Here is a 26,577-nt window from a genome sequence, read left to right on the forward strand (position 1 = left end):
CTGATACTTTTACCTACCGCTTGCTAAAGGCGGTATCCTGTAAGTACCACGTCGCCAATTTATATTGCGCTGGCGACTTCCGGGCGCACACAATTACCCGGTATGGTTTCCCAGGTTTTCTCAAACAAAGCCTTGATCTGGGCAAGGTTTTGGATAAAAATGGTACATGAAATATTCCTGGAACGCATGGTACTAAGGAGGCTGCAGTAGTCATCTGGCAATGGCACGTTGGCAAATTCGTCCAGCATGAAATTCACGTTAATGGGAAGTTTTCCATTATAATGGAAGTCTGCCTGGTAATACAATTCCTGGAAAATCTGGGAATAAAGCATACCAATTAAAAAGGCATAACTCTTATCCGAATCCGGCGTTACACAAAAAAGTGCAGTCTTCCGGTTTCTGTCCCCGTCAACACCAATCCCAATCTCCTCAATCTCCATTTCATCATGATCCAGAATCCGCAAAATTTGTGGGTTCTGTAACAATCCCAGCCTTGCATTTGCGGAAATGATGATACTCCTTACCGTATCTCCGGCACCCCGTACCACTTTATTATACTGGATTAAAGCAGGGTGGTTGCTTCCCTTTTTTCTCTCCAGTCTGCGGAAACGCCGGTCTAAATCAGAAGGGGAACCGTCTGCATGGACTTCTGCCTCATTCAAGAGCTGCAAAACCATACGGAAATTCCTTTTCTCCATTTCACACTCCTGCCACACATAAAGAAAAATGGCCTGCAAGTACAAAGACTCGGCTTTCTCCCAGAATGGATCACTGGGCTGTGCGTTTTTCGGAGTGGTATTATTGATCAGGTTAGTAACCAGTTTTACAATATCTGTTTCAGAGCGGATATAGCGGAATGGGTTATATCCGTTAGACTGCTCCATTTCCACCAGGTTCAGCACCCGTATCCGGTATCCATGCGCTTTCAGCATACCTCCGCAGCATCTTAAAATCTCCCCTTTGGGATCTGTAATGATCTGGGAAGCCCTGCTTAACTGAAGGAGATTGGGTTTCACCATGAACAAGGTTTTTCCAGCGCCGCTTCCTCCGATTACCAGGACATTTAGGTTTCTCCTGGTCTTTCTGGTATTCATGGACAGCCTGACATTCTGGGATAAGATCAGATTATTGTGTTCATCTTTATCCGCAAACTGCTTTGCCACCTTTTTCGGATCTGCAAAAACAGCGGTACCAAATTCCTGTCCCGGCATATAGTTTTTCCGGCTGGTTACATACATGACCATACCGATCACATATACAAAAATCCCCAGAATGATTGCTTTTAAGGAAGTTTCGTTCCAATAATTGGCAAACGGGGCTGCCATCACCTGATCCAGACGGTTTAAAAAATAATTGATATCCTTTCCGGGCTGATAACACACGTTCAAGAGATAACCTCCATAGCCGGAAGCTATGCCACCAATAAGATACATGCCCCAGGACTGTTTCTTCTTTTTCTGAATTGCTCCGGTTCTCTACCTCCTTTGCCCCTGTATGGTTCTTCTCCCTGCTTCCAGGTTCTGTTGTGCCTTCCTGTAATTCTGCTCCCTTCTTCTGCGTATCTTTTCCTGCTCCTGTCTGGCACGTTCCCTGTGTACCGGGTCATAGCTTTCCCTATATAAATCTTCCCCCGAAGTTTTTCTAAGAAAACGGTCCTCCAGGTCTAAAATTGCATACTCCTTCTTCTTTTCCAATCCTGCAAAAATCGTCTTATGGTCATTAATCCAGCTAATTTCCGATTTATCCAGCCAGATAAATTCATTCTTACGGTACGGAATCCTGGTTTTGATATGATGCTCTGTTTCTTCATATACCAGCTTCTGGTCTATGGTAATGGCATTCACACCTGGATTGTTCCGTTTCTCCTTTTGGATACGCCGAATGACCTGCATCTTTTCTTCTGTTTCCTGGCTGCTTCCAGTGCTGCGTCTTTTGGCTTCCTCTTCCCCAAACAACTGTTTCCACTGCTGGGAATCTACCAATTCTTCAACCTGTTCTGGTGTCCTGGTCAGTGTCACCGTACCTTCCTTCCCTTTCTCCAAAATCCCCTGTTCTTCCATGTAGCAGATAATCGGCCAGATCTGAAGCCAGGTCATATTCAGACGGGAACGGACATCACTGATCTTCTCCACCTGGTTTTTCGCCAGCTCCCGCGCAACCAGTTCACACTCCTTCGGCTCCGGCAGGGCAGGCTTTTTTACTTCTTCTACCAACTGCTCTACCTTATCCGGCTCTGCATTTTCATAGTATTCATCTAACGTCCCAATATTGGAATGTTCAATTTTTGCCATCATGGACTGAATACGGGGCGCTGCCTGGGAATGGAACAAAATTTCACTCATACCGTCCTTCTCATTTAAATCCGGCAAAATGGAATATAAAATCCCATACTTATTTGCCAGGGCTTTTACCCGCTCCAGGTCTTTTGTTTCAAAACGGAAAACCTGTAAATCGCCTCCCATTTTCAGGAGCTTTTGTACAGAAGTTTTCCCTGACAGTTTTTCCTGATCCAGAACTTTTTTAAATACCGCACAAATATCTTTTACAAACTGCCAGCCTGTATTTCCCATTTTCAGAATGATTTCTGCGCCTTCAAAGGAAACTTTAATGATCTGCGCCGCATCTTGTATTTCACTCATGCTCTCCCTCCTATCCCATTGCCCTGTCCTTTTTTACTGGAACAGCCGCCTTTATTTTTCCTTCTGTAAGCATGGCTTCCAGGTCATACTGGATATTTTCCTGTTTTAAGAGAGTCTCCAGCATGTGGTTTGCTTTTTCCTTTTCATAGGTCATATACTGAAGCTGAAAAATATAATTCTCAATCTGCAAAATATTTTCCGGAACCTGAAAAAACGGTTCAAGGTAATGATAAAGAATACGCTCTTTTTCTTCCTTTCCTGCATGAGGCGCCTGTAACTGCAAAATAATTTTTTCTACCTCTTCCATAGACTCCTTATGAAAAGCAATACGGTACAAATCCTGTTTCTGCTCCCTGGTAAGAAAGGGCTGTTCCTTTTCGGCAGTTTCCAAAAGGGAAAATGTTTTTACCACATGTTCAAGTTCTGCCATTTACACACCCGCCTTCCGTTTCCGCATCAAAAGGATAATTTCCCGCATTTTTTTCATTCTCTCTGGTGAAGGGCTGTTCTCCATCACCTGAAGAATTTCTGCATCTGCCAGCCCACTTTCTACGCACTGGCGGATTTCTTCCAACTGTTCTGCGGACAGGTTATATTCCAGAATTTTCTCCACAACACTTTTGGGTACTTTTTTCCCAAGCATGGCAATCCCAAGCAGCCGGTGCTTACTTTTTTGTAGCCCTTCCGCTGTTTGTATGCTTTTTTCTTCCAATACCACTTTTGTTTCCCTGGAAGCAGCTTCTGTTTTTTCCCTGTATTTTTCTGCTTCTTTTTTCAGATCCTGAATTTCCTGCTCTTTCTTTGCCAGCTTTTCTTTTAATTCCTGTATGTTTTTATCTTTATATTGCAGGTTCTCATACAGGTCTTTAATCTCCTGGTTTTTCTCTTCAACAACATGCTCCTTTACCAGAGAAGACAAGGCTGTAAAACGGTCATTGCTTTCCCGAAACTGCTGAATGGATTGTTCCATGATCCCCATAAGATTTTTCATATAAGAACGCATTTCTTCATCTTTCGGAACTTCTTTTTTTGCCTTTGACTCTTCCAGTTGTATCCGCATGGTCCGCATACGGCTGGCCGGCAGTTCATTTCCGGCATAGGTTTTCACCTCTTCCAGATCCAGCCCGTTTTTTAAGCCCTCTACGATTTCCCGTACCTGGAACTGGTTATAATTTCCTTCACATAAAAAGTCGATTTCCCCAATCCCTTCCATAAGCCCTATGATGATTGCTTTCATCACTGGGGCTTCCTGGTTGCTCTTAACGACCTTCTGGATATCCGAAACAGGAAGACCAAAATCCAGCCCCATAGAAACTGCGTCCATCTGTTCTTCTTTTAAAACTTTCCGGCATTCTTCCAGATACCGTTGTCCTTCTACTGTCATTTACCCTCCTTTTCCTCTGCCCCTCGCAGACGGTTTCCTATTCTTTTCCTTCTGCTGTGCTTCCAACTTTTCTTTTTCTTCTGCTTTTTCATGCAGACGCTCTGCAATCCTTTTTTCTTTTAAGATTTTTTTCCGTTCAATCCGCAAACGCTCCTCTTTCTCAAAGAAATAAGCGTCTGTCTGTTCTGCCTCAGACAAGGAATATCCCATTTCTTTTAACTGCCCAAGAAGGTTTTGGTATGTCTGGTGGTCTTGAAAAAATTCCTGATACCCTTCCTGATAAAGTTCTGCTTCCATCTGTTTTTCCTGCAGCTTATTGAGAAGCAGAAGCATTTCCTCATAAGGAACCATTTCTTTTTGTAACTGCTTTCTTGCCCTGCTGTTTTCCCAAAGCTGTTCCTTTGCCGCATCTGAAATGGCTTTCAACTGCGCCTTATCCTGTATGCGATAAGCCGCCAGAAAATCAAATTCCTCCTGCAATTTTTTCAATTCCTGGATTGCCGCCCTGTATTTCCAGGTTTTAGAGTCCGCCATTGGTTTCCCCTGCCGGTACCTGCGAAGAAAACGTTCCTTCTGGTACCTGGTCAGATGCCGCTCCCGGTATGGAATAAACACATACGTCCATTCTGCCGGTATCTCCTCTCCGGTCATTTCCGGGATTGGAAGGCGTCCAAAACGCTGCCGAAGACTTTCCTCTGTATAATCTTCCCCTAGACGGTCCAGTCGCCTTGCCCTCCCTGCTCCGGGCTCCCGCACTGAAAGGCGCTTTTTTCCCCGCACCTCATATCCCATGCTGGAAAGATTTTCCAGAAATTCCTCATAAGAACCTGCGTCCTGTAATGCCTGGTCCACATCTTTTTTTATCCGCCTGTCCCGCTCAGAAAGAATATTTTCTTCCTGTCCTTTTTGTTTGCGTTTCTCCTTCACCTCTTCCAGATCAAGGGTTGAGAAACCATGCTCTTTGCATATCCGGTTGGTCAAAGGCTGAATGATGTTTTCCCAGTCCCCATTTCTATAATCGTATTTATATCCCGTAGTACAACGTACCGAATTAAAAATAATGTGCCCATGAATATGGTCCGTATCATTATGGACTGCATAAACCGCTTCAAAATCCTTACCAAGAAATTCTGTCACAAACTCCCCTACCACTTGGAAGGCTTCCTCTTCCGAAACCTCTTCTTCCTCAAACGAAAGAATGAAATGGTAGCCCTGCCTTTTATCCAGCTTTCCAAAATGACGTTTGGTATCTACCATCTGGGATAATGCCTGTTCAGGAATACAGTTATGCCCACAGACATAGCGGCCATCTTCTGTTTTCTCCGGGTTCATAATATAGCGAAGACCGTTTGCCAGATGTTTTGCCGGATAACCCATTTTCGCCTGTTTCATGTGCAGGCACTTTGTAATTGCCATAACCTACAGCCTTTCCTGCACCTGGCTTACCAGTGTTTTTATCTGCTTCAAAAATACATACAGACGGTGTTTATCTTCCCTGGAATAAAGGGCGCTGTTATTGTTATGGGTAATCTGGTTGATGTTTACACCAATCCGGTTGATTTCCTGGTTCATGCGTTCCAGTTCCTTGCGGATTTCCGGGTAATCCCTGGGACGGTTGGTAATCAGCATACGAAGATACTGGGAATCAGAAAGCCCCATCTTTTCTGCCTGCTTTTGTAACTCTTCCAGCTCCCATGAATACAGCCGGATTTCTTTTCTGCATTTCATTGTTTCTTTTTTCATGCTCCCCCATTCCTTATCTTTATCACATATTTCACCTGCCGATTTCTACTCCAACGCTATCTGCTGTCAGCTCCTAAGACCTGCTATCGGTCACCGCATAACTTCCCGGCGTCCGGACTGGCTATGCCAGTCCTCTGCAAGATACGGATTTTACCGTACAAAATCCCATCTTGTTAGGGGGATACCCCCTAATACCCCGGATAATATAGATAGCAAAACGCAGATACTGATAGCAGTCCTGCGTCCCATATAGGGAAAAACCGATAGCAGTTTCAAACATCTGCTATCGGTTTTTCCATTTCCTGCTTCTGTTTCTGCTAACAAAACCCCAGTTCTGTTAGCAAATCTGCCAGCCTTCTGTATCTGATGTGACAGCAGTTCTTCCATTCTGCTATCAACGCTTTTCCACAGACTACATGCAGGCTGCTCCTTCTTTTGCAATTTTTCTCTTTACAACAAGTATGGGAAGACTCCTGATGGACCATTTGCCGCTTTGGGTTTCTCTTATGAAATTATTGGTTTACCTGTTCTTCCAAACGCTCCAATGCCTTTTCAAAAGCTCCAATCCCACTGAAAAAGGAAGAAAGCCGAATATCTTCAAACAGATATGGCATGGCTTTGTATAGTTCCAGAAAAATATAGTACAGTACATCAACAACAATGGAATTTCCTGCCTGTTTGTAAAGCTGGCTGTTGCTTATGCCCGCTTCTTTTGCTTTCCAAAAATCCGTATCAGAAAATCCCATAAGGCGGAAGCACTCTAAAGGTGTCAGCCTCCGGATACGGATCAAAGACTCCAAACGATATATATCGTTTGATGTGGTAAGCGTAGGGCAGACTTCCCCATGCTCCTGTACCCTTCCCCGTTTTTCTACAGACGGATAACTGAGATTTGCAACACCATTTTCCAAACATTCCTCATAACCTTTCTGTGTCTTTTGACGTACCAGAATGATATTATCTTTCTGTACAGAAGTAAGGGTATGGCAGACCTCTTTCTCTCCCAGTTCCAAGGTCTGCACAATCCTGCCTTCCGGATTGTACCTGCCCCGGATTGCCCCAGGGTACTTCTCTACAATCTTTGGCTGGTCATGCCCTGCCAGAACAGTACCGCAGCTTCCCAGTGGGGAATAAATGGTTCCACTTGAACCATAACCGGTATGAATATCCCCTACCTGTAAGATTTTTGGCTGTTGGCCTCCACCTCCGCAAGCAGTTACTGTAGGACAGCAGCCATCTGGCAGATAAACCCGTCCAGTCTGTTCAAACACCCCTTTGATATTTCCGGCCCGCTTCACCCGGTTCTCCCGAAAAACCTTCAGGCTTTTTTCATCTGGCTCAAACAAGAGGGCTTTTCTCTCTTCCATATCTTCAATCAAACGGTGTACTTTTTCCTGGGACAGATAATATTTTTCCTCTACCGTATCCTCCAGAATATCCATAAGACACTGGAAGGACTCCAAAGGTTCCGGAAACTGGAATTTCCCATTATCCATTTCCTTCTGTATCAAAATCAGATATACCCTTTCCCTGTTCTGGGGTATTCCATAATACTTTGCATTAAGAACACTCCAATAGGTATGATATCCGTATTCATGCAGTTCTTCTTCAAACAACCGGAATGTGGTATCCCGGAACTTTTTTCCTACAATATTTTTCACATTTTCATAAATCCCCCATACTGGTTTTACTCCCCGTATCATACGGAGCCACTCCACCAGAAGGGAAGAACGTGTTTTATCAATATCATGGGAACCACACATGCTGCAGGTGTCCCTTTTAGAATAATGTACCTGCAGAGGGTTATACTCATGCCCGCAGCTTCGGCATTTCCAAACCGCCCCTGCCTGCTTACCTGCCAGGGAAAAATCCTGACAGGGGCTTCCGCCGCAGATCATGTTAAACGGTTCAATCTCCTTTTCGTCCACTTTTGTAATATCTCCCAGATTCAATGTTTCACTTGTACCATGAATCGCACAATAACTCTTTGCCGCATATTTATCAAACTCACAAAAATTCACCAAACTATATTTCATTCCTCATGTTTCATGAGGTGTAGCTACACATTTTACCTAGGATTACTCACTTATTTCCTCCTGTCTCCTAAATTTTTTTATAGTCTTCATGAGAAATCCACAGCTACAAACGAAATATCCATCTGGCATTACCTTACAATCATAGAATCACCCCTTCCCGTATCCAGAGTTTACCCTTCTGTCAAAAATTCTGTTGGTCTGCATCACCTCCTTCACATTCTTCTGTTTTCTTATCTCTTAATAGGCTCCTGCTTTTCAGGATTTTGTATTTCCTTTGTTCTTTGTTCTCCTGCCAATTTTAGTTCTCTTGTATAACTATCATAAACATATACCTCATTTGATAAAAAATCTGCCCCTACCAAATCTGGTTTACTGTTTATATCCCGAACCATTGTTTTAAGTTCTTCAACCGTATACACATGTGTATCTACTGCCAAACACTCATGGATACTAGAAGGAAGGATATAGGTTTTCCCACCAAAAAAATCCGCAACTTCATCCATGATATCCTTATTCAGAATAGAAGCAGCTCCCCAGTTTTTATTTTGGTTTGTAACACAATACATCTCCTGTTCCTTCGGTATCTCTATATCCCCAGGTTCAAAAAGTCTACTAATTGAAAATACTTCCGTTTGATTTTTAAAAGAAGGATCATCAATAAGTTCCGCTAAAAATTGTTTCGGTTCTATTTGATGGTAGTTGAAATATTCTTCCGGCAATTTTACACTATACTCCGTACCAGGGACATTCCATTGGAAGATAATCTCCAGATTTTCAAACGGAACATGCGCCAGCTTCGGTCTAAACTCCAGGCTTTCTTTTGGAATAAAAGCAGGTATAATATTTTCTTTTTTTGCTTCCAATATCTGGATATTTTTTGTAAACGGTATTTCGTCTTTTGCCTCATGAAGTGTCCCTGCATAGCTTTCTATAATGGAGGGAAAGCTTATTCCCTCTTTGTACATACGATAGAAATCTTCTGCATAAGTGGTAATTCCTACATTACTTCCTTCTGGACGAAATACAATGCCATGATTCTGTTGTCCATTTTTATATACCATACGAAAATCTATGGTTCCCTTTACTTCCTCTGTGACAAATTCCAAAATCTGCTTTTTCAACTCTTCATAAAACATATCAAAATCCATGTTTTCCACCCTTCCTAACATCTCTTTTTCTGATATTTGCCAGCACTCTGGACACATACACCTGCTTGGGTATCCCCATGCGGTATCCCTGCCGCTCATAGCTCTCTTCGATAAACGCAACCCGTACACGTCCATGCAGTTTCCTCTTTCCTATCCACTGCACTACTTTTTCCATCTCCGCTTCGCATTCGTCAATCTCCCATTTTTTGAAACATTCCTCATCATAGCTATTTTCCAAAAGAATACCCTCCTATCTTGCCTGTGCTATCTGGTATGGTACTATGTTCCTGTGTCCTACCGTTTTTTCTATCTTTTGTATGTTTGTCCCTTTTGTTTCGGTAAGAAGCGGCCTATCCTTTTCTACCAGGCTGGAAAGCTCCTGGTTTTCCTTTTTATACTGCAAAAAAGCATTATAATCTTTTCCCATAGGTGGAAGACGTACAAAAACCTCATACTCCATAAGGGTATATTTTCTTGCCAATTTTTTTGCCGCTTGTCTTCCCCGCAGGTCATTATCCAAACAGAACTGTATCTTCCTGATATGAGGATAATCTTTTAAGAACTTTTCCAAAGGACCATCGGAAAGCATTCCAAGTACCAGGATATTGTTCTGATAATCTCCACGCAGTTCCATATCGGACATGGCATCAATCGCCGCCTCATATACATAGATCGTATCACTGTTTTGGTCTACCAGATTAACCCCATAAGTTTTGTCATTCCCCGTAACATCTCCTTTAAAGGGCTTTCCATATTTATCCAGGGTTCCCCTCTGGCTGGCAAAACGTGGGATACCTTCTGGATCTTTTCCCACAAAAACCAGGTTATGATACGTTCCGCTCTCATACAAAATCCCCTTTTTTACCCAAAAATCAATCATCTGCTTTGATAACTTCCGCTGTTTTATCAGATAGCCATATAACCGGCGGCTGGTTTCTGATTTTGAGGGAAGTACAAAAGGTTCTTTCGGTATGTCTTTTTTCTGTTTTGTTTCTTCTATCTTTCCAATCTGTCTTTCCGTTTGAAATTTTTGCATGGTTCCAGTACGGATATATCCGGCAAACTCCAGCAGATATTTGACTGCCTCCACAAAATCCATGTTTCTGAAATATTCCAGAAAGTCAATAGTGCTGCCACCTACCCCCTGGCTAAACCGGCACCAGGAAGACCGGTTGAAGATCATCACAGAGTCCATACCCACTGCCTGATAGAACCTGCCTTTCCTTTTCAATGGAATCCCTATCTGCTCCGCCAAATCCACTAAATCCACTGCCTTTGCAATCTGAATTTCTTCAGCCGTAAATTTTCCCATACTGCACCTCTTCATATTTCATATCCAGATAATGTGCCATTTCCGGGTGCAGAGTTTCAAAAGCAGTCAGGTAACGAAAGGAGGAACTATGCTCCCCCTGCCCGATACAAAATTCCCGCAGGCTCTTTTTTGAATACTGGGCGGGCTGATTGCACCAACGACTTAGGTTGATATACATTCCCTTATAAATCTCCGGTGCCCGTTCCCATGCGGCATAGCGCATCAAATAAGCCAGACACTTATACCGCATCAAAATCTCAATCCGTATGAAAACGTCCCGAATATCCTTTGCCCAAAAATCTGCTTTCCAGGTTCCTTCCCAGTCATAGCCGCACAGTACATACAGCTTAACTTTCTGGTAAGAAACTGGGATCACTTCCCGCAAAAGTTCCAATTTTCTTACAATAAGTTCCTGATCTTTGATATGGTCAAAGGCAAAAATCATACCGTTATCCAATTTTCCAGATGCCAGAAGTTCCATCTGCCTTTTCTGCATAATCCTCAGATCCAGCCCCTGCCGGAATTGAAACCGCCTGCCTGTTTCCAGGACACTGGAAAAGATTTTTTCCCACCCTGCACAGGCAAAAAAGTTATCGTCCAAAAAGCATAACTTCTTTCTGGACGGGTCATAAAATTCTTCCAATGGGCTTGCTGGTGCTGCACCGGTGCTGTTTTTGTTTACACAGAAACTGCACTTCCGAAAACACCCCCTGGTGAGGAAACCAATGGAATACTCCGTATAAAATTGGAACTCTTTCTTCTTTTTCTCTCCTTCGCTATGTTCTTTTACCATCTGGTCATACAAATGATAGTCCGGTGTATGGTGTTCAATCGCTTCTGGAAGTACCGGTGCTTTATCGTAAAAAAATCCAGTCCCTCCATAAACGGTTGTTTCCCTCGTCAAAATATGTTCCGGCACAAAGGTATCCGTAAACACTTTTGATACATAGAGCCGGTCATATTCCCCTGCCTGGCTATAATCCAAAAGAAGCTCTGTTTCAAATCCCTGCTCCTTCCAATAAGCGGAAAGTTTCATACATGCCAAGTTAGGAAACCGGTGTCTTTTCCGGTATAAAAGATCTGCATCTATAATCCCTATCCTCAACGCCTGCTCCTTTCCATACGGGTAGTTCCGGTTTTCTTCTCCCCTTTGACTGCCTCTTTTCTTTCTTCCTTTTCCTTGCATTCTGCCGGGCAATATGATTTTCCATTTGCTTCCATGATTTCTGCAAATTCACAAATATGGAACACCCTTGCCCCTACCTGTGTGTGGTATTCATCAATATAGGTACAAACCCGTTCTTCCCTTTTTCCATCTGGATATACAATCTCTATGGAGTCCCCGTCTGCTATGCTGAACAGGGTATGATAATGGCTGTCAATAAACCGTATTCTTTTTTTCTCTTCCATGCTTCTCACCTCATATTGCCAAAGAAAGGACAGCCGCAGCCGCCCTTTCCCAAGTTTAAAAACTGATTTTTATTTTCTATGCCTTTTTATGTCTTTTTCTGTAATAAAGTAGGCCTGCTACCATACCTGCACTTACACCAAGAGCCAGCAAAGGCAGGAACCAGTTTGTATCATCACCCGTTTTTGGTCCTGGTTTTACGGTACCTGGTGTTTCTGGTATTTTTTTATTCTGGATCTCTTTTACCACTTCAATGACTGGTGTTTTATCATTCTGATAGGTAAATACGATTTCCCACTCTTCTTCCGTCTTCTCATATCCCTTTAAGGTGGCAGTTTCTTTCAGCACATAGGTGATCGGTTCTTTGAAAACACCATTTTCATAAGTTCCAATTGGAAGTAGTTCTGAAACTGCTTTTCCATCTTTTCCAGTCTTCAAACGTCCTACTTCTTTTCCGGTTTCCTTTTCCAGCAGAACAAATTCTACTCCCTCTAAAGCTGCTTTACTGTCTGTATCAGTCTTTACAATAACCAGTTGTCCCATAGCACGCTCATCTTCCATCTTCACTTTCTGAATTTCTCCCGTTTCTTCTACTGTAAACTCCACGTCATTGGCCACAATATATCCGTCAACTGCCGCCTCTTCGTGCAGGGTATAAGTGCCTACCGGAAGATACTCAATCAGGTGTTCTTCTCCTGTGGTCCAGGACTCTACCACTTCCCCGTCCTGATCCAGGATCTGCAGCTTCGCCCCTTCAATCTCCTTACCATCTGTAATATCTGTTTTAGAGATAGAAACCTTTGTATGGTCGTCCTCCATTTTCACTTTTTGTACGTCCCCTGTTTCTTCCACAACAAATTTCACATCTTCTGCCCGGACATATCCCTGTTCCGTAGGCGCCTGCTCTTCATGCAGTATATATTCCCCTGGTGCCAGTGCGTAGACTACATGAGCTTCTTTTTTTGACACCCACTCTTCTACCACTTTTCCTTCCTGATCCAGGATCTGCATTTTGGCCCCTTCAATTTCCTGTCCACCGGTTAAATCTACTTTCGTAAACTCCGTAATGGTAGGCTGATTAGAAATTTCTTCTGAAAAAGCGAGCAGTTCAAGGGTCTGGTCTGTATAAGACGCATCAAAGGAATACACCTCATCATTTGGCAGGTATCCCGGCTTATGCTCTACTTCCTGAATATAGTATTTTCCATGAGGAAGATCTGCCTGAAATACCAGCTTGCCCTCTTCATCTGTTGTTCCCAGTTCAATCAAGGCATCTTTTTCTACAACTACTTCCCCGGCAGCATTCTTGATATCCTCCTGCGCATACAGCCCGAATACCACTCCTTCCAGCGGTTTTCCGGTTTCTGCGTCTTTCTTCAGAAGACTAAGGGAAACTTTCTGTCGCTGATTGGTAAGTTCCATTGTTACATAATCCACTGCTACTTCCTGTCCCTTATATGCAATTTCAAATTCTTTTGCTTCCGGGTCAAGCACGCAGTTCTGACCTGCTTTTTCTTCCACTACATAGTATTTTCCGATAGGAAGATTATTCAGGACTGCCTTTCCTTCTTTATCTGTCACCATACGGGCTACCAGGGCATCTTTTTCATATTTTACAATGCGGTTTCCTGCTTCGTCTTTCTGTCCGTCCGGGGTATAAATGGTTTCCTTTGCATGAATGGCAAATTCTGCACCTTCCATATTTCCCTCTTCATAGTCAAATTCATAACCTTTCTCTTTTTCCATGACCTCTTCCCCAGTGAAGAAACTGCTTACCTGATTTACGAAACCTGCTACACCGTTTTTCATCTTTGTCAGGAACTTTTCTTCTACTTTAGAAGCACCAGAAAGTTTTTCTCCTTTTTTATGGATTGTAAGGCTTCCTACTGCTTCATCATTATACTGTTCAATGACAACAATAAATTTACCGGTTTCCTCCTCTACCTGGTGTACGGTATCAGAATCTACGGTAATAGTGATCGGCGCTTTCTTTGCCTCCTGGTATGTTCCTCCGTCTGCAACTTCATTCAGCGGAACTTCCTTCCCGTCTTTTAAGAGGGCATTTTCAAATCCTACCTGTACATAATTTTCCGGTGCTTCCACTTCTTCAATCCGGTAAGTGCCACATTTTAACTGCTCCGGTGTAATCAGGTATCCCTCTTCGTTGGTCCTGAACACAGATACCACTTCTTTTTTTGGATATCTTACGATCATTTCCACATATTTTTCTGCTTCCACATCATAAATCTTATAAGCTGCACTGTTATCCAGCACCGGCTTCTGCGTCTGGGCATCTTTTTTCACAATCTTGAAGTAATACTGCAAAGGACGGTCATCAAACACACGCCATACCTGGGGTTCCCGGCTGTCTTCCGAAATCTGTACAATAAATGGACGAATCCCTTTTAAATTTTCCGGAACCGTAGACTCAAACACCACATAGGTTCCATAAGGAAGTTCTGGACTCTTTAAATATCCTTTCTTATCCGTAAACAGCTCTGGTACCGTAATCTTTTTACCATTCTCCCAATAAGAAGCGGTTTCGTCTTTGCTGTAATCATAGGTGATAAAATCTTCCGGGGTATAATAAGAACCATTTCCCGGCTTCAAACTTCCGTCTTTTACACCAGACAGCTCACTGATGAGGAATACCTTAAATCCAGCTCCTTCTACCAGTTCTGTTTCTGTCTGCTCCCCGTCTTCTGAGATCTTGATAAGCTGAAAGGCCTGTTTCTTTACAGTTTCCTTTACAGTCACCTCCCGGTGTACAATCTGTACTTCCTGTCCCTCATACGAAACCTCTACGGGATACTCTGTTTCATCTAACAGATACCCTTCTGCCGGCTCTATTTCTTTTACGAAATAATTTCCAAGATACAGGTTTTTGAAATCTACGGTTCCTTCACTGGAAATCGTACCCTGCGCTACAAGTTCCCCTTTTTTATGGACAATCCCATCTTTCTTATTTGGGTGTTCAATATCTTCCGTAGCATATAACCCATATTTTGCCCCTACTAAGGTTGCGTCACCCTGAGAAATAAATCCCTGGGAATCCTGGTCAATCTTACTTACATGAACTTCTCCCCGTACTTCCTCATTTTTAAAATCATGGGAAAAAGTATATGCGTAGGTGCTGTCGTCTTTATATCCATAGAAGAAACGATACACCTCATCTGTCATATAATACTTATCTGGTGCCTGGATTTCCCTCACGCTGTAATGGAAATTCAAAGGAATATCTGCATGGAACACAGCCATTCCTTCCCTGTCGGAAACAGCACGTTCCACCAGGCTTCCTTTTTCTACAAGGACCTTTCCGTCTGCTGCCGTCAGGTCTTCTTCTACATACAAGCCAAACGTCGCACCTTCCAGGGTAACATCATCATGTTTCGATTTTTTCACTACATTTACGGAAATCTCCGGTCTTGCATTGGTAAAAACGGTTTCCCCCTGGGATAGCTCTACATTCTGTCCTGCATAGGACAAGGTTACAAACTGGGTACGTTCCTGTTCTGTTTTCCCAATCACCAGATTTTCCGGTGCTTTCTGTTCTACAACCTTATATTTTCCAAGATACAATTCTTTGGAAACAGCGCTTCCATCTTCCCCTGTTGTCAGACTTTCTACCAGATCCCCTGCTTTATGCACCTTCGTCACTTTATCCTGGCTGTAAATATCCTCTGCCGCATAAATGTTATATTCTGCCCCTGCAAAGTCCGCATTTCCATATACAAAAGTCAGGTTTCCCTCTTCTCCGGTTACTCCGGTCAGAACCTCACCTTTTTTACGGATTGTGATTTTTCCTTTCTGTTCCTCATTCGTCACTGCAACAGAAGTTGTTTTTCCTGTTTCCAGCTTCACGTTAAAAGACTCTGTATTCAGCTTATATCCTTCTGGAACAGAAATTTCTTTTAAATATACCGTATCCTGGGTTTTCGGAATTTCCACCTCAGAAGTACCGTTGCTGTCTGTGGCCGGCATCTGTACAAGAAGGTTTTTACATGCACTGTCTGAATAAATACCAAAAACAGCGCCGGACAGATTTACTTTACTGTTCTTATCTTTTTTTGTTACCTTTACCCTTGCCAGGTCCAGCCACTTCACCGTAAATTCCACAGAAGCACTTTCTTCTTCAAAAAATGCCCCATACCCAATATCCTGAGAACCAGAACCCGTAGACAATACTAAGGTCTTCCACTGAGTTCCCATTTGTCCTTTCAGCTTACCACTGTTCCATGTACCAGTTACAGTTTTGGGAGCACTGAAATAGAATGTGGTATTCCCATTGATCTTTACGGTTCCTGTCTGTTTTGTACTTCCACTGTGATAAGTCACATGCTCTGGCATTTTTAAAGTAATATAGTTTCTATGGTCACCTTTTAAAGTAAATTCTCCGGTACGCTGTTCCTTTCCACTTTCATAAGCCTTTGCTTCCTTTGGGGACAATGTGATTGCTGCTGTCGGAGGTGCTTCCAGGCTGTAAATATGCTGGATATATCCCCACACACCGCTTGCCTTAATATCTTCAAAGGTACAGCCATAAAAACCGTCCATGCCACAATAAGAATAAGCGGCAGCTAAATGCGTAAAAATATACTTTGTCTTCCAGTCAAAAGAGGGCATATACTCCCCAGTAATGTCCCCGGGACCGCCATATCCATAATAAAGGACTTTCTGTAATTCCGGGTTGCTTTCAAATTCATTGGCTACATAATCCGAGGTCGGCGGGGAAGCCTTCATAGACTCCAGACAATATGCCACATGGCCATTTACGGTGAAATAGGAAGTAGAATAGTTCCCCACGTTAGAAGGGTATGGGATTTTCTCTCCCTGTACCAGATGTACATTGCTTCCTTTTTGCTGCTCCATTGCTGCCGGAACAACCGATAAGAACATTCCCTTATCCTCTTTTGGTGTCAGATCAATCAACTCTGCCCCTGCATCTGGCATTTCCGATTCTTCCGTCAGTACCTCCGGTATCTCCGGGTCAGGGTCCGCCTCACCGTCCTCACCGGAGCCATCTTCGGTATGCTGGCTTACTTCTCCCTGGGGTTCCTGTGTACTGTTTTCCCTTGCTTCTACCACAATTCTTCTCATAATCTGATAGGAAGGGTTTCCGCTTAACGGATCAACACGATAAAATGCCTGGTAAGAACCTGGGGTATTGAAATCAAAAGAATTGCCGGAGTCCCCTTCTGCTTTCAGAAACGTTACCTTTACTTTTTCATCATTTTTCTGAAAACCCCTGTAATCTGTTTCCAAGTCAAAGGACTCTCCTGCTTTTATGGTAAGGTCCTCTGCATACACCAGTTCTTCTTCTGTTAGTTGCTCCTTTACCTCTTCCAACTCCGGTAATGTTTCTGAAGCAGCCTCCTCCTGTTTTACTTCCTGTATCTGTGCATGTTCCTCAGACTGTTCAGAAGCCAGTGCGGTGATCCCTGTATTGAGTAACGTAGAACAACTAAGAAGAAGTGCCAGCGTCCCAGCCAGCAGCCTTTTCTTTTTTCCTTTCATCATAGCTTTGCTCCTTTTCATTTTTTCGTCAAAAAAAGCAGGCCACACAAGCCTGCTTTCCATTTTCTATCTTCTTTTTTCTATCTTTTGTATACGGTCTGTCCCGTATCCAATGCACCTGTCAATCCCCTTTCTATTCCCTGCTTCCTGCATGGAACACTGCCAAAACAAGCTGCAGAACCAGCAGAAACAAACATATCACCAGTTTCCCTGTCAGATACAGCAGTTTCCCCACTGCAATGAAAATCCCTTTTACAACTTCCCATACACTTCTTCCTACTGCCATATCTTTTTCCTCCTTATTCTTCAAATGCCCCATAAAATTCCGCAAACCGTAAATCTTTTTCCATACAGGCTTCTTCCTTTTCCCTGTTCTCTGCTATCGTTCCACCGTCAGAAAGTTCTCCCTGAACGGCCTTTTCCAGCACACCCCGCTTCTCAAAGGCTTCTTCCTGTGCCTTTGAAACCGCTTCTTTTACGATTTTACAAAATTGTTCTTTCTGGTTTTCCAGAAGGGTATTTAATAGTTTCATCTGCTGTACTTCTTCTTCCTGCTGTAGATACTTGGCAAAATAAACGATTGCTTCTGCTATGAAATCGTCTTTTGTCTTGAAAATATCTTTGTTATACTCCTTCAGATATCGGTAAGCCTGATGATGTACCGGCCTGCTTTTATACAGTCGCAGTGAAGTTGTATATACTTTTTCCGTATCCATAAGTTTTCACTTCCTATCATGCTGTCCGCATTTTTCTCTGTTTTGCCCGGATAATACTTTTCACCGCTTCTTCACAGCCCCTTGCATTGGCATGTATATCCGTTACAAACTGTACATCTTTTCCCTCATTGGCTCCAAAATGCTCCACAATGGAAGAACCACCACCCATAAATACCATTTTGGTCAGGTCCAGATTATAATGGTTTGCCTGTATGATACCATAAATTTCCTCTGCGTAGGACTTCAAACAGTTTTTTATGACCTCCTGATACTGCTTCGGGCAGTCATAGCTTCCTGTCCTCATAAATGCTTCTGTAATGTATGCCGGTACCCCTGCCCCTGTTTTGGCAATGGCTTCCTCATTGACTTTTCCGATACAGTACAAAGCTGCCTTATCCGAAATCGAATACTTCCCGTCCGGCATTCCGTCAACAAACTCTACCAGGTCGGTAGTCCCTCCACCAATATCTACTAAAAGGCAATAACCGGGAACCGCTTCTAAAAGCGTATGGATCACCACATGCCCCTGCATAAAAACAAACACATTTTCCAAAGACACATGATAATGTACTCCTTCATAACGGAAATGCAGTTCCTTTGTCTTTAACAGATATTTCTTGAAACTTTCTTTCTGCTGCTGAAATCTTCTGGGCGGAAGGGCAGCTCCCATTTTTACGGAAGCGTCTGTCAGTCCCCGGCAGCGCATTTCCTGCGCCAGTGCTGCAAGGGTAAGAAGATAATAATTTTCATTCTCTGTCTTATCCACACACTCCTTTTCCGGTACTTTCCCTCCCACATAATAAAACTGGTTCTGGTATTCCAGAATATGTTCCAGGCTGTCCGGCCTTGCCTGTAAAGGCTGGATTGCTGCTGAAAATACAGTATTTGCAGTTTTCATGTTACGGTTTCCATGATCAATTCCAATAATTATTTTAGTTTCCACGTTCTTATCCTCCTGAAAGTTATAGTTTGTATTTTATCTTGTTCTCTTTGGTTCTTGACCTGTTTCTTTCTTTTCTTTGTCTATCACAGGAAGTTTTTCAAACAGTTCCCCCATCACAGCTTCCATTTCCTGAAACTTCATTTCATCTGGCATACACAGAAAAACAATCACTGCATCAGTCAGACGTTCCCCATTCTCTTTCCGGTAAAGTTCCGTATAGGAACCCCAACAACCGTCCTCACCCGCATAAAACTTTTTTGTCTTCTCATTTACTTTTATGAGGTATTCTTTGGTATCAACAAAAATTTTCCGAATGGATACTTTTTGTAGGTCGTATTTCATGCTGTCCATATAAACCGGAAGGTGTTCCTCTGGTGCAAAATAGACATACATTGTGCAATAGGTATCTCCCTCCGTCCCCATCTCCTGTAAGACAATCCCGGCTTCAAACATTTCCGGTGGAGCATAATCTACTACAAAATCCGAATCCTTACCCTGTGGAGATTTTTCAAAACGCCCTGAATCTCCAACCAGAAAATGTTTGGGGCACTGAATACGAAACCTTTCTTCCCTCATTCTGTATATTCCTCCATAATCTCACTAATATCTTTTTGAAATAACCGCTGAAGTCGGACAACTACATAGACATTGGGCTTTTGCTGTCCGTATTCAATCCTCTGATACGTCCGAAGACTGATACCCAAGACAGCCGCAAGTTCTATCTGTGTATATCCATGAGCTGTCCTGAATTTTCTTAATTTTGTTACTTTCTATCACGCTCCTTACGTCTGAGGGATAGCTTCCTGATAAGCAAACAGATTGGATATATAGCTGTTTGCTGTCAATGTGGCATTGTATAAAGCGGTAAGCAGCACTGCCCGGATATTATTGGCTTTCCTTGTACACTGCTTAATTGAGTCTATCACATACTCTACGGTAAACTTATCCAGCTTTTTATACATTCCCTGTACAATGCCAAGAGGTCGTTCTTCCTGATTTACCCTTATGGTCTTTGCATTGGACGTCAAAACATCTACTGCAAGCCCTACAATCTCATTGAGCAGTTTTCTGTCAAAAGGTCTGTCTATCCATATCGCATCATAATCAATCTGATCTTTGAACTGTTCTTCTGCTGCCTGATAGGATAAGATAGGATTATCTCTATACCCATTCACTATTTCTGTTGTATTCTTTTGGGTACTTTCTGCTGTAGTCTTTGTAGTAATCTCTGTATTTGTATGCCCGCTATCAGTCTGAGGTCCCTCTTTGGGTATCCAGGGCTCTGTTTCCCTGTCGGGGTATGCTCCCTCTTTGAATGGTGATACCCTCTCCCTTTGGAAAGGGACAGCCCTCTCTTCTACAAAATGTATCTCTTCCTCTATGGCTGTATGGGAACTGATTTTCTCTGCTTTAGATTTCCCTTTGCCTTTTTCAAAAGAAACCGGATCTGCTCCTGTTTCTTCTGGATAAGTCAATTCTTTTAACCGGTCTACGATCAATTCCAGATACAGAACATTATTTACAACAATCCCATTCATGGAAATGGTTCTAAATACCCGTTTTACCACACCCAGCTTCTCTAAAAATACCACTGCATTTGTCGCTTCTTTTTTGGAAATCCCAAACTGTTCGCTGATCTGCTGGTAACTTCTCTGAAGAAGGTCTGACTTAAATTTCTTTCTTACCCCAATGACCTGTCCGGTTCCTTCATCTCTAATTTCTGTAGGCTTATACCAATACACAATATCTGCCAGTATAATAATCGCTGTCAGATTTGGCTTTCCGCTTTCTCTGATGATTGTCCGATACCACACCTGCGGAATGATATTTCCAGATATGTTCAGTTTTGCATTTTCATCTACAATTTCATTTCCAGTGCTATAGATACCTCCATTCATTCGTTTATTCCTCACTTCCCTGCTTCTTTTCTTTTTCAAACAAAGCACTTATTTCTTCATCTGCTCTTTTGCCTGCCACTAGGCACGCATACCAGGAACTAAGGAAAATAGCTGTTACAACAATCATAATCACTTTTATCATCGCTCCGTCCTCCCAAGAAAAAAGGACCAAGCCAGCTAACAGAATCTTTTAACTAACCTAGTCCTTAACATATTTTTTTCAATATATTGTAACCGAATGGTTTTTCACAAACTTGACCGCCTGTGAGAATGGATATAATTTTGACAGGACCAGTAGCAATAGGTTTCTATCTTTAAGAGCCCCTGCCATTTGATTTTTACTATGAAAAATTCATTCCCGGTCTATGAATTTTCTACCTTTTATGGTATAATAGAAAAAAGACTAAATTGGCGTGAGCCCTTATTTTATAAGGAATCTGCTAACTTAGTCTTATTTTAACATAATCACCGCTGCCTGATGTACCTACTACTGCAACAAATTCACCTTCTTCTATGGAAATCGATACGCCATCCAGCGCACGCACTTCGTTCTCACCACTGCCATATATCTTTCGTAAATCTTTTGTCTCAAGTATTGCCATATCGAAAGACCTCCCATTTCGTATTTCTCATTTGTTATATCGCTGCTGGAAGCTATTCTCCTGTTCTCAATCGCTCCACAATACTCTGTCGATTCAGGAATCGAAGAGAAACCATCGGAATGATAAGTGCCAACACAATATAAATAATGGATAACAAAATTGCCGGAAGGATGGTCAGATGAAAAGTCATAAACCAGAACGGAAAACCACTCTCTACTAAAGGTTTCACAACTGCTACTCCCAAAATCACTGCAACCACAGTTCCAATCACACCTGCCCGCAGCACATAGGAAAGACTTTCTGTCATCACCATTCTACGAAGCTGCTTTGTTGTCATTCCAATACTCTGCATAGAAGCAAACTCATGTCGTCTTGTCACAATGCTCGTCATAATCAGATTCATCAGATTGATGATACCAACCAATGCAAAGATTCCTCCGATCAGACAGCCGATTAAAAGAAATGCATTCTTATAAATGTCTATATTCGCTCCCAATTTCTCTGTTGACTGATAGAGAATATCCATATTTTTCTGGGTTGTGTACTCTGATAAATAATCTTCCATCTCCTGTTGTTGCTCTTTTTCCGTATCAAACAGAACGCAGAAAAGGGATGGCTTTTCGTATAGCTCTTTGAAGTGTTCCTCAGACATATACATGACAGGTCCACCAATCTCCGCTTGTATATTACTTCCCGGTCCGAGCAAACTTCCAGTTTCCATATCTGTTGTAGCCGCCTTTGCAAGTACCGTAAATGTTTCTGTCGGAACGCCATTTTCATAAAACTGAATTTGATCTCCTACCTGCTGTTTTACATAATCTGCCTCTGAATATTCAGTAAATTCTCCCTTGTCGTTATATCCGGCAATTAAAATAATTCCATTTTCATTTTGAAGCTTTTCTTTTAAAACTGATTTATCTTTTTCCCCTTCTCGAATATCTAGCTTATCAATCAGGGAATCGGAAACGCCATATACATTCCCAAGGGGTCTTCCATCTGGTGTCAATGCCGCATGACTTTCAACTATAAACTCTCCTTTTTTATTTTTTCCTTCTTTGATATTATCCGGAAATCCTGTCATTTCTGTCACTTCTTCGTCCACTTCATAATTGATTCCCCAATCACAAGAAACCTGACTGTCCTCAAAGGTATTCCGATACATTTTCGTCACATTTTTAACACCTGGACGCTGTGTAACTGCTTCTGCCACATTATCTGGCAATGCAGCACTATGTCCGGTAAACCCTTTCTGCATCAGTCCTGCCTCTGCTGTATAGACTGCAAAATCACTTCGCATCTGGCGTTCCACATATACCTCTTCATCAAAACTTCCTGCAAAGATAAACACAGAATTTAACAGAATAATACTCAGCATCAAAGAAACAATGACCAATACCATCCGTCCCTTATTTCTCTGCACGTTGGCTTTCGCCATACGCGGAAGTAACGCCCCTTTCACGTGCTTGCGTTCCTTGATCTTTCCTATGCTCTGTTCTACATACCGGACAGCCTCAATCGGAGAGACACGGGATGCCTTCTTTGCTGATTTCCTTGTACTGATCCATACGGTCAGCGCAGAAAATAGCACGGAACCAATAATAATTGGCAGATAGGGAAGAGAACCGACCACCACATTCTTTTCTCCCAGTTCTGCGACAAACATCTGAAGTACTGCCGGAAGCATTCCTTTTCCAAGTAAGATTCCCAAAAGCACTCCGATCGGTGTACCAATCAGGAACAAGTACATTGCCTGTTTTCGCACTAAACCTTTCACCTGCTTCGGTGTCATTCCTATCGTTCGGAGCAGTCCGTATTGTCTCACATCATTTGTCACACCCATATCAAATACGTTGTAAATCAGAAGATAACCACAGAACATAAACAGAATTCCAAATACGCCCGCTGCCAGCCATACCACTAAATTTCCATCACTCTGTGTAGCAGATGGTGTCGGTGCAATCCTTACATAGTTTTCTGCTTCTCGATCATCCGGATTTCCTCCGATACTACGGATGAACTCTCCAATCCGTTCTTCCACCATACTGGGATCTTTCAAAATCACATGGGCATTATAATAGTTTCTATTTTCTCTGTCTTTCCGAAGAGCTGAAACCATTTCTTCCTGTTCTTCTAAAAATGCCTGGGACACCATAACATATCCCACATCATTTTTTACCGGTTCATAGATACCGGATACTTTCATATCAAAATGTTCGATTTCTCCATCTACTTTTAAATCAACGGGAATCGTCTCCCCTGCCTTTTTCGGAATCCCCAGATCTTCCAGCACATTTGCAGATACCAGTACCTCATTCTCAGCCTTTGGTATGGTTCCGATACTCGGTGTCATAAAACAGACTTCCATCAATGTCTCATCTGCATAGTCCAGTTCCACATTAAGCTGCTTTGTATTTTCTAAAAATGCAATTCCAATCTGGATTCCTGCTTTTTCAAACATAGCGTTTTCTTTTAACTGCTCTGCCTGTTCTTTTGTCATTCCCTGCACCAAAGCATCCGCCTGACTACCTAATAATCTCGCCTGACTATACTGCATCGTATTTTTTGCACCGAACCCAATGGTCAGCACTGCGGTCAGAAGAAACGTAGTCAGGGCTATGGCGATGACTGCAAGGATATTCCGTTTTTTATTGCTGTGGAAGCTGCGGTTTGCCACCTTTTTGATTACTGCTTTATTGTTGTTTCCAAATAGAACATCACTCATAGTCCCGCCCCCTTACTGTACGATCTTTCCGTCTTCGATATGGATAATCCGATCAGCAAGCTGAGCAATCTCGTCATTATGAGTAATCATTACAAGGGTCTGTTTAAATTTGTAGCTGCTTGTTTTCATCAGACCTAACACGTCCATGCTGGTCTTGCTGTCCAGGTTTCCGGTGGGCTCATCCGCCAGCACAATGGTGGGACGGGCAATGAGCGCACGGGCAATGGCGACTCTCTGCTGCTGACCACCGGATAAATTATTCGGCATACTGTTTAACTTCTCTTTCAGTCCTAAAAATCCCACGACTTCCTCTAAAAAATTTTTGTCTACCTTTCCTCCGTCCAGTTCTACCGGAAGGGCAATATTCTCATACACGTTCAAAACCGGAACCAGATTGTAGTTCTGGAAAACAAATCCGATTTTTCTTCTACGGAAAATGGTCAACTGTTCCTCATTGAGTTTTGATAACTCCGTCCCATCCACAAAGACTTTCCCGGAAGTCGGAACGTCCAGACCACCGATCATATTTAATAACGTAGACTTACCACTGCCGGAAGTTCCAACAATGGCTACAAACTCTCCTTTTTCTACGGAAAGATTCACTCCATCCAATGCTTTTGTAATATTCGGCTCTGCCCCATAATATTTTTTCAGTTCAGTCGTTTCTAAGATATTCATATGAACACCGTCCTTTCTTTTTGTTACCCCTATCATAACAACCAAACCTCACAGAAATGTCACGAAAACAAAGAATTTTCGGTGTTTTTGGGGCTGAAATGTCACAATCCTGTGACATTTCAACTTTTTGTATAGGCAACGAGCCAAAGTCCGGGCTTGCCCGAGACCTTGACGACTGCTTACAATCCCGGAATGTGCTTTTTGGCACTTCCGGTGATTTTCCTATTTTCTCAGGAGACGCACGGAAAATGTAGAGCCTTTTCCCGGCTCGGAGGACACCACAATGTACCCTCCCTGAAGTGAGATAATCTCACGAGCAAGATACAGTCCGATCCCAATTCCTTCTGCATCATGTACCGTGTCCTCCCGGTAAAACCGTTTGAAGATCGTTCCCTGATGTTCTTCGGAAATTCCAATCCCATTATCTGTAATGTCGATCTTTACATACATTTCCCAGCATTCCACCGATACCCGGATATTTCCACCCCTTGGTGTGTACTTCACTGCATTATCCAGAATATTAAACAATGCTTCCGTAGTCCACTTCCGGTCATGGGAAACCAGCAGTCCCTCCGGGCAGTCTACCTGCACATCAATCTTCTTTTTCTCTGCATTTAAGAAAATCCCACCCAGCGCTGCCGCCAGTGTTTCATAAATTGACTGTTCTTTTTGTTCCAAAGAAATCACGCCTGTTTCCAATCGGGACGTTTTGATCATCGCTTGCATCAGAAAATCTAACTTATCCAGCTGGCTGCTCTGCGCTGTCAAAAATTCCTGTTGTTTCTGTGCCGGAACTTCTTGCTCCAACAGCGTATTGTTGATCATTTTCAGGTTTGCAATAGGTGTCTTGACCTGATGGGAAATATCGGAAATCAACTCCTGCAAATCTTCCCTTTCTTTTGCGATATGATTCCGGTTCTCCTGCATAACTTCATACAGTCGCTTCAACCTGTAATGAATTTTATAGAACAGCCCTTCCTTCTGCTGTTTCTCTTCCGGCAATTCCTCTTTTCCGGACATCATCCCGTCCAACAGTTCACAAAGCTGGTCGGAAAATAAGACCAGTTTTTTCCGGACAATCCTTACAAAAAGCACTCCGCATCCAAACGCAAACACACCAAAGCCCAGCACACACAAGGTGGCAACTACATTTCCGGTGATCCATAATACAGCAATGCTGATCCCGATGGTTGCCATCAATAACACCACTCCTAAGAAGAGACAGATATGATTGATGGAAAGATGATTTTTATGTCTCACTTCTGCACACCTCCTACCCACATATATCCCATACCATAAACGGTCTTGATATACTGCTGTCCGTTGGTCTCAATCTTGTTCCTCACTCTGCTGACCGCTACCGTCAGTGCATGTTCATCCACAAAGTGCTCATCAATATCCCACAGCCTTTCCAATAACATTTGCCGGGTTAATACATTTTGTGGATTCTTCGTAAAGATTTTAAGCAGACGATATTCCAGCGGGGTAAACACCAACGCTTTTCCCTCCAGTGAAGCCGTCATTTCTTTAAAATCAATAGCGAATGTTCCATCATTATATTTATCTTCTTCAGACTGCTTTGCAATTCGACTCAGCAATGCAGCCAGTTTCTTCTGAAACACACTCATGGGAAATGGCTTTGTCACATAATCATCGGCTCCCAGTTCATAGCCTTTTAGCATATCGCTTTCCATATCATTTGCGGTCAGAAAAATCACCGCAGTCTCCGGACAGCGCTCTTTTACCTCCCTAATAAATCAAGTCTTTTTTCCTTTAAAATAAAGGTTTTTTAAAGTTTCTATCTCAGATGAATGAACAAGAATCATGGATATTT

22 protein-coding genes and 3 pseudogenes are annotated in these 26,577 nt (G+C 42.6%); all 25 read right to left on the bottom strand.

What is annotated here, in order from left to right; translation table 11 throughout:
- Positions 1-89: 89 nt before the first annotated feature.
- Positions 90-1,433, bottom strand: a pseudogene (locus EDD74_RS13695) (VirD4-like conjugal transfer protein, CD1115 family); the annotation flags it as partial.
- A 42-nt stretch (positions 1,434-1,475) separates the two neighbouring features.
- Positions 1,476-2,639 (bottom strand): PcfB family protein, encoded by a 1,164-nt coding sequence (locus EDD74_RS13700; RefSeq protein ID WP_116441971.1) that lies wholly within the window; start codon positions 2,637-2,639, stop codon positions 1,476-1,478.
- 10 nt (positions 2,640-2,649) lie between these two features.
- Positions 2,650-3,069 carry a hypothetical protein gene (locus tag EDD74_RS13705; RefSeq protein WP_116441970.1) on the bottom strand — a complete coding sequence of 140 codons (420 nt, stop codon included), beginning with the start codon at positions 3,067-3,069 and terminating at the stop codon, positions 2,650-2,652.
- Entirely contained in the window at positions 3,070-4,023 is a 954-nt protein-coding gene (locus EDD74_RS13710) for a hypothetical protein (RefSeq protein WP_116441969.1), read from the bottom strand.
- Entirely contained in the window at positions 4,024-5,439 is a 1,416-nt protein-coding gene (locus tag EDD74_RS13715; protein ID WP_116441968.1) for a relaxase/mobilization nuclease domain-containing protein, read from the bottom strand.
- 3 nt (positions 5,440-5,442) lie between these two features.
- The gene (locus EDD74_RS13720) at positions 5,443-5,766 is read right to left on the bottom strand and encodes a plasmid mobilization protein (protein ID WP_242990165.1); all 324 of its coding nucleotides are present in this window, start codon (positions 5,764-5,766) and stop codon (positions 5,443-5,445) included.
- Positions 5,767-6,278: 512 nt separating this feature from the next.
- Positions 6,279-7,802: a DNA (cytosine-5-)-methyltransferase gene (gene dcm, locus EDD74_RS13725; RefSeq protein WP_116441966.1), complete on the bottom strand. Its 1,524-nt coding sequence runs from the start codon at positions 7,800-7,802 to the stop codon at positions 6,279-6,281.
- Between the two features lie 230 nt (positions 7,803-8,032).
- Entirely contained in the window at positions 8,033-8,950 is a 918-nt protein-coding gene (locus tag EDD74_RS13730) for a DUF5688 family protein (RefSeq protein WP_116441965.1), read from the bottom strand.
- Positions 8,940-9,188 (bottom strand): hypothetical protein, encoded by a 249-nt coding sequence (locus EDD74_RS13735; protein WP_116441964.1) that lies wholly within the window; start codon positions 9,186-9,188, stop codon positions 8,940-8,942. Before EDD74_RS13735 ends, EDD74_RS13730 begins: the two co-directional genes overlap by 11 nt.
- A 12-nt stretch (positions 9,189-9,200) precedes the next feature.
- Positions 9,201-10,262 carry a DUF3991 domain-containing protein gene (locus EDD74_RS13740; protein ID WP_165851597.1) on the bottom strand — a complete coding sequence of 354 codons (1,062 nt, stop codon included), beginning with the start codon at positions 10,260-10,262 and terminating at the stop codon, positions 9,201-9,203.
- On the bottom strand, positions 10,243-11,367 hold the full coding sequence (locus tag EDD74_RS13745; protein ID WP_116441962.1) for a radical SAM protein: 1,125 nt from the start codon (positions 11,365-11,367) through the stop codon (positions 10,243-10,245). The genes EDD74_RS13740 and EDD74_RS13745 overlap by 20 nt, the downstream gene beginning before the upstream one ends.
- A complete protein-coding gene (locus EDD74_RS13750; RefSeq protein ID WP_116441961.1) occupies positions 11,364-11,672 on the bottom strand; it encodes a hypothetical protein in 309 nt (102 codons plus the stop codon). Before EDD74_RS13750 ends, EDD74_RS13745 begins: the two co-directional genes overlap by 4 nt.
- 76 nt (positions 11,673-11,748) lie before the next feature.
- On the bottom strand, positions 11,749-17,187 hold the full coding sequence (locus EDD74_RS13755; protein ID WP_165851596.1) for a SpaA isopeptide-forming pilin-related protein: 5,439 nt from the start codon (positions 17,185-17,187) through the stop codon (positions 11,749-11,751).
- 130 nt (positions 17,188-17,317) lie between these two features.
- Entirely contained in the window at positions 17,318-17,470 is a 153-nt protein-coding gene (locus EDD74_RS15155; protein WP_155512673.1) for a hypothetical protein, read from the bottom strand.
- Positions 17,471-17,483: 13 nt separating this feature from the next.
- Positions 17,484-17,900 (bottom strand): hypothetical protein, encoded by a 417-nt coding sequence (locus tag EDD74_RS13760; protein WP_101870315.1) that lies wholly within the window; start codon positions 17,898-17,900, stop codon positions 17,484-17,486.
- Between the two features lie 16 nt (positions 17,901-17,916).
- On the bottom strand, positions 17,917-18,843 hold the full coding sequence (locus EDD74_RS13765; protein ID WP_116441959.1) for a ParM/StbA family protein: 927 nt from the start codon (positions 18,841-18,843) through the stop codon (positions 17,917-17,919).
- Between the two features lie 33 nt (positions 18,844-18,876).
- On the bottom strand, positions 18,877-19,419 hold the full coding sequence (locus EDD74_RS13770) for a hypothetical protein (RefSeq protein WP_116441958.1): 543 nt from the start codon (positions 19,417-19,419) through the stop codon (positions 18,877-18,879).
- Positions 19,416-19,592 (bottom strand): annotated as a pseudogene (locus tag EDD74_RS15665) (helix-turn-helix transcriptional regulator); the annotation flags it as partial. The pseudogene EDD74_RS15665 and the gene EDD74_RS13770, both read right to left, overlap by 4 nt.
- 33 nt (positions 19,593-19,625) lie before the next feature.
- On the bottom strand, positions 19,626-20,741 hold the full coding sequence (locus EDD74_RS13780; protein ID WP_116441957.1) for a DUF6017 domain-containing protein: 1,116 nt from the start codon (positions 20,739-20,741) through the stop codon (positions 19,626-19,628).
- A 4-nt stretch (positions 20,742-20,745) separates the two neighbouring features.
- Positions 20,746-20,883 (bottom strand): hypothetical protein, encoded by a 138-nt coding sequence (locus EDD74_RS15160; protein ID WP_161276450.1) that lies wholly within the window; start codon positions 20,881-20,883, stop codon positions 20,746-20,748.
- A gap of 325 nt (positions 20,884-21,208) precedes the next feature.
- Positions 21,209-21,343, bottom strand: a pseudogene (locus EDD74_RS13785) (ABC transporter ATP-binding protein); the annotation flags it as partial.
- A 52-nt stretch (positions 21,344-21,395) separates the two neighbouring features.
- A complete protein-coding gene (locus EDD74_RS13790; RefSeq protein ID WP_116441956.1) occupies positions 21,396-24,065 on the bottom strand; it encodes an ABC transporter permease in 2,670 nt (889 codons plus the stop codon).
- A 12-nt stretch (positions 24,066-24,077) separates the two neighbouring features.
- Positions 24,078-24,743 (bottom strand): ABC transporter ATP-binding protein, encoded by a 666-nt coding sequence (locus EDD74_RS13795; protein WP_116442501.1) that lies wholly within the window; start codon positions 24,741-24,743, stop codon positions 24,078-24,080.
- Between the two features lie 222 nt (positions 24,744-24,965).
- The gene (locus tag EDD74_RS13805) at positions 24,966-25,940 is read right to left on the bottom strand and encodes a sensor histidine kinase (protein WP_116442500.1); all 975 of its coding nucleotides are present in this window, start codon (positions 25,938-25,940) and stop codon (positions 24,966-24,968) included.
- A 59-nt stretch (positions 25,941-25,999) separates the two neighbouring features.
- Positions 26,000-26,497 (bottom strand): response regulator transcription factor, encoded by a 498-nt coding sequence (locus EDD74_RS13810; RefSeq protein WP_330410039.1) that lies wholly within the window; start codon positions 26,495-26,497, stop codon positions 26,000-26,002.
- Between the last annotated feature and the right edge of the window lie 80 nt (positions 26,498-26,577).

Source organism: Faecalimonas umbilicata, from assembly GCF_004346095.1.
GTDB classification, from domain to species: domain Bacteria; phylum Bacillota; class Clostridia; order Lachnospirales; family Lachnospiraceae; genus Faecalimonas; species Faecalimonas umbilicata.